Source organism: Vibrio ezurae NBRC 102218, assembly GCF_000467185.1.
Classification (GTDB): domain Bacteria; phylum Pseudomonadota; class Gammaproteobacteria; order Enterobacterales; family Vibrionaceae; genus Vibrio; species Vibrio ezurae.
Genome location: NZ_BATM01000026.1, coordinates 59976 through 70564, shown reverse-complemented (window position 1 = coordinate 70564; position 10589 = coordinate 59976). Strand labels below are relative to the sequence as shown.

The following is a 10589-nucleotide window of genomic DNA, read 5'->3' as shown; positions in this document are numbered from 1 at the left end:
ATCGGTGAAGTTGCCTGTCGTTAAATCGACGGTGGTGGTGAAGCTACCATCAGCTTTCACTGTAATACCAGAAGTCGGTACATCAAGATGATGACCAGCGCTATCCGTGATCACTAACGTATCAAGGTGAGCGCCTTCCTCTACGTGACCAGTAATCACTGTTTTTGCTTGCTCGCCACTACCAATTAGCGTATCAGTGAAGCCTGCATCCACAGCCGTCTGTGTATCTACCGTTACCGTCAACACTGGAGACGTGGTGCTGGTGTTACCGGCATTATCAGTGACTACCGCAGTTACTTTGTGATCGCCATCAGCTAGCGCTGCTGATGTGAATGTCCAGCCAGTGCCCGTGTGCGTTGCACTACCCACAGGATTGCCATCGATAAGGACTTTGACAGACGCAGCATCTGTATCCACGCCATTTAACGTGAACGTTGGCGTGGTGTCTTTTGTTATATTATCGGTGTCAGTACCTGTGGTATTTACGCCATGACTGTCCGAGCTTGCATTTAAATCGACTGTCGGCGTCGCAACGCCCGTATCTAACGTGCTGTGCGTGGGTGTAGAAGTCGCTGTGTTACCCGCTTTGTCCGTTGAAGATGCAGTGACTGTCAACGCACCATCTGTGAAGTTGCCAGAAGTTAGATCGACTGTGGTGGTGAAGCTACCATCAGCTTTCACGGCAATACCAGAGGTCGGTACATCTAAATGATGACCTGCACTGTCCGTGATCACTAGCGTATCAAGGTGAGCGCCTTCCTCTACATGACCAGTAATCACTGTTTTTGCTTGCTCGCCGCTACCAATAAGCGTATCGGTGAAGCCTGCATCCACAGCAGTTTGAGTATCTACCGTTACCGTCAACGCTGGAGAGGTGGTGCTGGTGTTGCCGGCATTATCAGTGACCACCGCAGTCACTTTGTGATCGCCATCAGTTAGCGCGGCCGACGTGAATGTCCAGCCAGTGCCGGTGTGCGTTGCACTGCCTACAGATTTACCATCGATAAATACCTCAACAGACGCAGCATCCGTATCCACACCATTTAACGTGAACGTTGGCGTGGTGTCTTTTGTCAAGTTATCGGTGTCTGTACCTGTAGTATTCGCACCATGACTGTCAGAAGTCGCATTAAGATCTACTGCTGGCGTCGCAACGCCTGTATCTAGCGTACTGTGCGTGGGTGTAGAAGTCGCTGTGTTGCCTGCTTTGTCCGTTGAAGATGCCGTAACCGTTAACGCACCATCGGTGAAGTTGCCTGTCGTTAAATCGACGGTGGTGGTGAAGCTACCATCAGCTTTCACTGTAATACCAGAAGTCGGTACATCTAGATGATGACCTGCACCGTCCGTAATCACTAATGTATCAAGATGAGCGCCTGCTTCTACGTGACCGGTGATGATCGTCGCTGATTGCTCAGTATTACTAATCAAGTTGTCAGTAAAGCCTGCATCAACAGATGTAGTTGTATCAACCTTAACCGTCAACGGTGACGACATTGCACTAGTATTGCCTGCTGTGTCAGTAACCATTGTGGTCACTTTATGATCGCCATCAGTTAAACCCGCTGATGTGAATGTCCAGTCAGTACCAGTGTGCGTTGCACTGCCTACAGATTTACCATCAACAAACACCTCTACTGATGCAGCATCTGTATTTACACCTTGTAGCGTAAAGGTCGGCGTTGTATCCGTTGTGAGGTTATCGGTATTAGTCCCTGTCGTGTTTGCACCGTGCGTATCTGAGTTTGTATTTAAATCAACCGTTGGCGTATCAACGTGCTGATCAATCACAATGGCTGTACTGCCTGTTGTATGCCCATCATGTCCCGATGGATCAATCACTTTGGCGGTTAAATCATGATGAGTGCCACCAGCCGTTGACGATTTACCAAGGCCCACCACAATATCAAATTGGCCATGAGCATCAGAGTAGCCAGAACCTACAATATGATCACTGCCGTCAGAGTTTTTACCATCGGTAATCTTCACCAATGAAAACGGAATGTCCGTTGTTCCGGTCACTGTAGGGGTTGGATTAGACGTAATACCATCAGTATGATCGCTACCGCTATCTGTACTGGTCGTTAAACCATGTAACGTTATAGTGGGTGTAGCGGGTGTTTGTACCGGTATTGTCGGAGCCGTTGCTGTCAATTGTGCTTGAGTTGGAACACTGTTTGTCACTGTTGGTTGATGACCGACAGTTGCTGGAGCAGTGACTGTGACTGTTGGAGCAAAAGTTAAGAACTGAGAATCTGAGCCGCCGTGATTATCTGTTGTACTTACCTCAAAGGTCTCTTGTCCACTATAAACACCTGATTTAGGGTCATAATTCATTCCCTGATGAATAGCATCAGCATGCATCTGGTAACTGTATACCCCAGTGGTACTGTCGAGCGTCAAATCACCGAATGTGCCATGGGCAACAACACTCGTGCCCGTTATTGTGCCACCCATCGCACCATAAGTATGTGTATCGTGAGTATCCGCATCGTTTGTACTCAGCGTGCCTGCTGTATTGGCGTTTTGGGTAATATGAAGCTGCGGGATGTCGTTAGTACCGTCGATAGTAACCGTGATTTCACCAGTGTTAGTATTACCAGCGGTATCGGTTACAGTGTATTGAACGCTATCTGTTTCTGATTCGCCTTGCGCAAGATGTTGCGCCGCTGCGTTATCTAATGTGTAGGTATAAGTCCCGTCCGCTTTGACATCAAAATGACCATGCTGACCGTCTGCATTAATGACAGTAACGAAATCGCCTGCTTGCGCATGTGGGTTTACATCGCCCGTTGCTGTAATGCGAGTATCTTCAATGACCGAATCGGTAGCGTCTGGCGAATCAACATGTTGATCTATAGTTACCGTCAGAGCCGTTGAAGTGTTGGTATTGCCAGCAATATCGGTCACAGTTGCGGTAATAGCATGATCGCCTTCACTCATGAACGATTTAGGTACAGTGATCTGCCACACACCATTGTGATTACTGGCGCTACCGATAGAGTGGCCATCAACCATGACCTCAACATGTTGAGCATCAGTATCAATGTTACCCAGAGTTAGGGTTGGCGTGGCGACATTGGTGATGTTATCTGTGTTGGTTCCCGTACCGGCAAAACTGTCAGAAGTTGCGCTAAGATCAACCGTAGGTTGACTGGTATGCTGATCAATCACAATTGGAGTTGATGATGTGCTCGAACCACCTTGCCCTGAAAGATCAGTCACAGTAGCCGTCAGATCATGATGCGATCCCGCAGTAGATGATGATTGCCCTAACCCTACAACAATGTTGTAGTGACCATTTACATCGGCATACCCAGAACCCACTACCTTGTCAGTACCGTCAAGATTTTTTCCATCAACGATCGTGACATGGGAGAAAGGAATACCGGCAACGCCTGTTACAGTTGGGTTCGAATTATCAGTAATACCATCGGTATGATCAGTACCGGAATCGGTAGTGGGATCTAAACCATCAATTGTTATTGTCGGCTGTGCCGGTGTATTTACTGGTGCCGTTGGCGCTATGGATGAAACCTGTGTTGGAGTTGATACAGAGTAATGAACAATCGGCTTCGCACCTGTAACCGTCGGCGCTGTTAGTGATGCCGTTGGAGAAAAGGTTAAATATTGAGTCGCAGAGCCACCATGATTATCCGTTGTTGAAACTTCAAAGCTATCCTGGCCAGAATAAGTGTGAGTTTTGGGATCATAGTTCATGCCATGCCCATTATTAATCGCATCGGCATGGATCTTATAGCGGTATTCACCTGTCACTGTATCTACAGTTAGATCGCCATAAATACCTTGCGCCACAATATTTTGAGCGGAAGCAACACCCCCAAGGATCCCATAAGTATGCGTGTCAGTGACATCTATATCCGTGGTGTGCAATTGACCCGATTTGGTAGAATTCTGCAATACTGTCAGTACAGGAACATCATTTGTGCCATGTACGGTAACCACAACCTCTTGTGTGGTGCCGCCATCTTTTGATACAGCCGTAAAGGCTTGGGTGAACGTCTCACCCTCAGCAAGTTGCTGGATAGCAGGATCGGTGTTATTCGCAGTAAAGTGCCAATGGCCATGGCTATCTAAAGTAAATTCACCGTGGTTTGTAGAGACAGCTTGCGGTATAAAATAAGCATCATCATGGTCATTATCCGTAATGCTTAACTGGCCATCAGTGTGTAACTGACCATTTTGAACCTGCACATCCTCAGTCACGTCACCAGTATGTACGCCTGCAATAATGGCTTTATCTTCAGAACCTTTAATGACAACAGTTACTGTCGAATCAATACCGCTATTAGTCGCAACAGTAAAAGTATCCGTAATCGACTCACCCGGTTTTAATGACTGAATCGCGCTTTGATGATCATCAGCATGATATTGCCAGTGACCATCACTATCCATGTTTAAAGAACCAAACTTACCGTCATGTGAATAGGCTTGAAACGCCGCAGGCCCCTCAGTTTTATCCACTAATGCACCAGAGGCAACCAAGTCACCCGCTTTAACAGCAACATCTTCTGTTAATACCGCCGCGCTGTCCCCTGCGATCACAACCGCACCCGCAGAGCCTACGGTAAATGTCACTGGGTGCCCAACTTCATGTCCATCGACAAGTTGGCGCGCGATAAAAATACCGCCGCCCGCAACTAAAGTGCCAGCACCAGCAAAAATATTAAAAGCACCCGTTGCGGCAACGTCTACAATACCGTGAGTGGTTTCAGTACGTGTAGGAAGAAACTGCTGCGCATGTCCATTATTCGCCACCACTTTACCCGTAAATACAGGCTTGCTAGGAGAAACATGTTGCGACTGATGTGACACAACCGGAGGCTCTATATCCAGCCCTTGATGTGGCGCACCCTGAACGGCTTCAGCTTTATCAGCTGTTTGTGGTGGATTCTGTATATGGTGTGGTGTGTGTTTAGCAAATACCGCCTTTGGCTCAGCTAAAACCATATCTGCTATAGGCAGCACTGTATCACCCTCGTCATAGCGCAATTCAGAGGCACGCAATTTTTCGGCTTGCTTTTGCTGCTCTTTCGCTTTTGCGATAGTAAGATCGACGGGCGTTACTTCAGGTTTCTTGGCCATGGTAGTTCCTTTGCATTATTTCACTGCGGTATTTAAATAAAACTCGCACAAAATAGGTAATTAACTGATAGAAGACTCAAGCAGATAAAAATCACGTTTTATCTCATACTTAATAAGTCACTCTCTCTTACCTCATATAATACCAATTTATTTTATAGATATAAAAAAAACCCTAACATTTTAATGTCAGGGTTAATTATCTGAATAATAACGTTAATTTATTTAAAATAATGACTCAGCATTTTAATGTAGAGTTAATATTTAAAGCGCAAACGTTAAATGTTTTATATATGAAAACTTATCGTTCATTAAACGCACCTGTTATATTAGTAAATACAGGTTTCCACAGGTATTCAAATACGGTTTTTTTACCCGTTATAATATCGGCTTCGCCTGTCATACCTGGAATTGTCTTAAGGTACTCTGGGTTCTTTTCAAAATAAGGTTTCGCAATTGAAATCTTCACTTTATAGTAAACGCCTCCGCGCTCATCTTGATCCGTTGTCGGTGAGATACTCTCGACAACCCCCTTCAATGAACCATAACGGGAATAGTCAAAAGCATCTATCTTAATACGTGCCATATCCCCTACTTGCACAAAACCAATGTCACGAGGAGATAGCTTGGTTTCCATCAAGCCTTGTTTTGTCACAGGTACGATAACCGCTACCATACCGCCGGGCTTAACCACGCTTCCTGCAGACGTCGTGGGAATAGATTGAATCACCCCTTCTACTGGTGCTTTCACCACATCATCTTTCACATCGGCAGCACTAGAGCGCAGACGTGCATCCATTGCAATAAGATCCGTCTGCGCTTCGGTACGCTGCTCTGATACCTCTGCAACTAAATCAACATCCTTTTGAATAAGCTGTTTATTCAAGTTATCCAGCGTACTTTTAAGTACTTGATAACGGCTGTTAAGCGAGTTTACCTGCTGCTGATAAGAGTCGTACTTTTGTTTGGTTTCTAAGAACTTCACTTCAGATATAGACTGATTCTGCCCAGCCTCTTTCATCAACAAGTACATACGATGCGAAGCTTTTAACTGATTACGCAGTGAAGGTAATTCTTCTAACACCCCACTTAATTCGGCATTGGTCTTGTCTATCTCAGACTCAATCACCTTTTCAACCGCTTCGCGCTTTTCCTTCATCTTATCAAAAGCTTCAATATGGTTTGCTGTAAGCTCAGGATACTCTTTTGCATATTCGGTAAGATCCAGCGGTTTCTTATTGATATAGGCATCATATCGCTTAATCTTCATTTCAAAATTAGCGCGCTTAACTTCTAATTCATCTTTTGTTGACAGATTTTTCTCGGAGACAAAATGCACCAACTGCTGGCCTTTTTTCACCATTTGCCCTTCTTCAACATCGACTGAAGCAATGGTACCGCCACTCTCAGATTGAATAACCTGCTTATGACCTAAAGGAATAATCTGCCCTTTACTCTTTGAAATCTCTTCGACTGTCGCGTGAGTCGACCACACCAGCAAAATAGCAATTGCGCAGCAAATCAACAAAGCGACACGCCGAATGAGTCTGCGATCTTTTATGGACTCAATCGAATTTGAAAACTCATAATCTGGCCAATCGTCACCCTCAGACTTTCTACGATTACGCATTAGCTTCTCCTTGATTTTCAACTGGCGCTTGCTCTGGTAAAGGACCAGCAAAGGCCACTGCACCCTTATCCAAAACCACAACCTTATCTACCAAAGGTAAAAGGTGTTGATCGTGGGTTGAGAAAATCAACGTTTTTGTCCCCTTACAAGACTTAATAAATTCGATAAAAGCAGCTTTCACTGTCGGGTTACCCGCAGCGACCGGTTCGTCCATCAAAATAAAGTTAGAATCAGAAACGATAACGCGAGCTAATGAAATAGCCTCTGCGTCAATAGAACGTAGCATAATATTACACGCTGCAAATATCGGCGCATGTATGTCGCCCTCCACCAGCTCAAGAAGAGCGTGAGCCCCTGCTTGCTGTAGTGCAGCAACAATCTCTTCATCTGTTGCAGAAGGCTTTTGGAAGCGAATATTGTCAGCCAGAGACCCCTCAACCAATTGCGTTTCAGCGGGTGAATAACTGCACCAAGTACGATACACCTGAGGATCATACTGACGAATATTTCGTCCGTTTAGCGATATGTAACCGGCTTGCGGCTCTAGCACACCTAACGTCGTGATCAGTAAAGACGATTTACCACAGCCATTCGGGCCAAGCACTGCGACAACGTCTCCCGCAAGCGCGTCAAACTCAACTCCTGAAAGGGCTGGAGCAGATTCTGCATCATAACGTAGAGTCACACCTTTGAAGCTAACCGCAGGTGCACTATCCATGTCAGGAATGTCCAGACGCAACTCATTATTTTCCGTTTGTACCGTTAAAAAGCCATCAAACTGAGCAACGGCGCTCTTTAGCATATCAATCTTAAGTGATGACGAAAGCACCATGGCTGCAGGGCCTGTTATGCGCCAAATCAACATCACACACGCAATCAAAGCACCCGAGGTGATGCTGTGGTTTAACACTAAGAAAATACCCACAAAAATAGTCACCAGCCCCGTAATCATGGTCATGACATGGCTGACTGCCCCATAAAGACCATTGCGTTTCGCAAACATAAAGTTTTGGCGACTATTTTCACGGTTTAAACGATGAAGGCGCTGAATCCAACCTTCGGCATTACCACCTGATTTCAAAAACAGAATATTTTTTGATAGTTCGGTAATACCATCTTGATGTTCATTGTAGATAGCAGGCAAAGCGGCGTTGGTAAATTTAGTCAACAAATACGACACCAATTTATGCAGCAATATCATCACAATAGGCACCAGTACTAACCAACCCGCCAGCACTGCAATCGTAATTAATACGATAATGACAAAGGGCAGATCCAACATACTTCCCCCCACAGTACCGGCTAACATAGAACGTACGCGCTCCGTGTTTTTCATTCGGTTAATGTGGTTGGTAATACCCACTCGAGCAAGTAATGTCAGTGGCATATGAATAAGTCGATGGAAAGTAACGTTTGAGATTTCACGCACAAACTCTGTCACTACCTTAGATAAGATATAGCCACGAGCCAGTCGCGCCCCCACATAAATAAAGACTGCTATCGCCGCCCCCATGCCGAGCTCAGGCAATACTTCAACAAGGTGTCCACCAATAACCTTGTCATAAACAGACATAGTAAAAAGGGGAATGGACAAGCCTGTGAGCGTTGACATAAAGGTTAAGACAAGAACTGGCCAATACCATTTTTTGCGCAAATTCACTTCCTTAACAAAGGTGCGAACGGATAGCTGCTTGCTGGGAATAGACTCCAACACTACAATATGGCTAAATTGGCTTATTTCTTCAAAATCAACAGCTTGCCAGCGGCGACTTGCGGGGGTTTGCTTCTGAAACGTTTTACCGCTACGTCGAAATAAAGTGGCGTGATACTCCCCGTCATCTTCACGTGATGAGGTTATCCCAATAAAAGGGTAATGCGTATCTTCCAGCTGATCTTGATGTGGAATATCTATGGTATAAGTGACGTTGAACTTTTTAAGTTGTTCCACTAACTCGAGTGGTGACATATGCTCAAGGTGTGGGTTTTTAGCAACATTTCGTGCCTGTGCATGCATGCCCACCTGTTTTAAGAAAGTCACTGCAATACTGCGCAGCGTATTTTCAGGTTCTGCGACCATTTTATCCATTATCTTGCCCATTCACTGTCGGGGTTGTTAGCAGTTGTCCCTCACCGGTTGCGTCAATACTCAATATGTAGTCATATTCCATGCTCTGTGGGCTAACATAGCCTGTCGCAAAAATACTGCGCTTCTGTTTTTCATCTTTGAGGACCTGCGTAACTAATTCAGCAGACGGAATATCTAATGAGAGAAAAGGTTGCTCCAGCATTAAAAATGCGGGGTCTTGCACTAAAGCGCGCACCAGTGCGATAAGCTTAATCGTTCCCTTGTTAAAGGTTTCTGTACCACTTTCATCAATACGAGTCTGATAACCTGAAGGCAGTTCAGCCAGTGTGGCTGTTAGGCCTAATTTATCTGCTATTTCCATAGCATCAGCCTCTAACTCGGGTGTAAACATTGTCATGTTCTCAAGTAAAGTACCTGAAAATAAATTGGGCCATGCGGACACCAACACCACAGCATTACGGTAAACATCATATTCTAGGTCGTAAATATTATGCGACCCAATACGCACTTCACCTTCCGCAGGAGGCTCAAGCCCTACAACCATAGACAATACTTCGCTGGCAAAGTACAACGAGTCTGAAGTCACTTGAATAAGGGAATGCTCTGGCACCGTAATTCCATCAAGCGTTAGCACCTTACTCGCCACAGGCATTTTTACGCCATCAAAAGAAAGGACACTTGATGTCAGTGGTTCATCCAATACCACTTGCCCAGTAAACTTAGCCTCTGGAATATTGATGAGTTCAAGTACTTCTTCTTTTGCCACCTCTGCAGAAGCAACGCGAGTATACAAGCCAATAATGGCCGATAACGGTGCGACCGCACGACCCGCTAAAATTGAGCAGGCGGTCAATCCGCCCGTAGTCATGTGTCCATCAACAACAAGTAGTGCCCCTAACATAATGATTAATAAGGTCGTGGCTTGTGATGCTCCGCCGATACACTCTTGAAGTCGGATTGACAGCCAATCAACGCGTTTTTGCTGTTGCTGTAATCGGTAATTGGTATGTCGAAAAGAGGCAGAAAGTTCGGCTTCTTGAGCAAGTGCTTTAACACTTGTCAGACCGGAAAAAACACGGATAAAAATACGTGTACGCTGACTTTCTGTCAGTGAAAGGGATGTGGTGAGCTTCTTCAGTTTGCGACCTAAGAACAGGATCATCAAAGTCACGCAGACCCAAACAGCAATGGGGATGAATACCAGATCTCCACCGATGAAATAAACGAGCCATAAAAACAAACACGCAAAAGGAAGGTCAATCAGCGCCACTTTTGCCTGACCGGAGTACATATCCCGCATATGACCAATAGCACTAACGCCATTGAAAATACGACCCACATTCATATCGGCCAGTCGCTTATAGTCACTCTTAAAGAGTGAACTAATGACTTCTTTTGAGACCTTTAGTTCAAAATTGGCAGCAGCTGAAGCCATCAACCAACTACGAAAGTAACGTAAGAAACCCTCTAAAAATACAGCGGTAATTACCCCAATAAATAGGATAGTCGCGGTATCATAACTTTGATTCGGTAAAATTCGGTCATAAGTGTGCAATAACGAAAATGGCATTGCTAGTGACAAAATATTAATAAAAAGTGAAATCAGAAGCAGGAAAAATAAACTGCTGTCACGATTAAAGAAAAGTCGGAAATTTCGTTTCATTGGCTATATATGCTCAAGTGCATCATCGAGTAAGTTTCTAACCTAACCGCTATGAATGAATTCTAAGATTTCATTCTACCTATTTGGCTATTACTATGAGTGCACAT

Annotated in this window: 4 protein-coding genes; all 4 read right to left on the bottom strand. The window is 45.0% G+C overall.

All coding sequences use genetic code 11. From position 1 onward, the window contains the following. On the bottom strand, window positions 1-5106 hold a 5106-nt coding region (locus VEZ01S_RS09995), incomplete at its 3' end, for a beta strand repeat-containing protein (protein ID WP_021713923.1). A 298-nt stretch (window positions 5107-5404) separates the two neighbouring features. Next, on the bottom strand, window positions 5405-6733 hold the full coding sequence (locus VEZ01S_RS09990) for an HlyD family type I secretion periplasmic adaptor subunit (RefSeq protein WP_021713922.1): 1329 nt from the start codon (window positions 6731-6733) through the stop codon (window positions 5405-5407). Continuing rightward, the gene (locus tag VEZ01S_RS09985; protein WP_021713921.1) at window positions 6726-8819 is read right to left on the bottom strand and encodes a peptidase domain-containing ABC transporter; all 2094 of its coding nucleotides are present in this window, start codon (window positions 8817-8819) and stop codon (window positions 6726-6728) included. The genes VEZ01S_RS09990 and VEZ01S_RS09985 overlap by 8 nt, the downstream gene beginning before the upstream one ends. Further along, window positions 8812-10482, bottom strand: a complete 1671-nt coding sequence (locus VEZ01S_RS09980) for an ABC transporter transmembrane domain-containing protein (RefSeq protein ID WP_021713920.1) — start codon at window positions 10480-10482, stop codon at window positions 8812-8814. The genes VEZ01S_RS09985 and VEZ01S_RS09980 overlap by 8 nt, the downstream gene beginning before the upstream one ends. Between the last annotated feature and the right edge of the window lie 107 nt (window positions 10483-10589).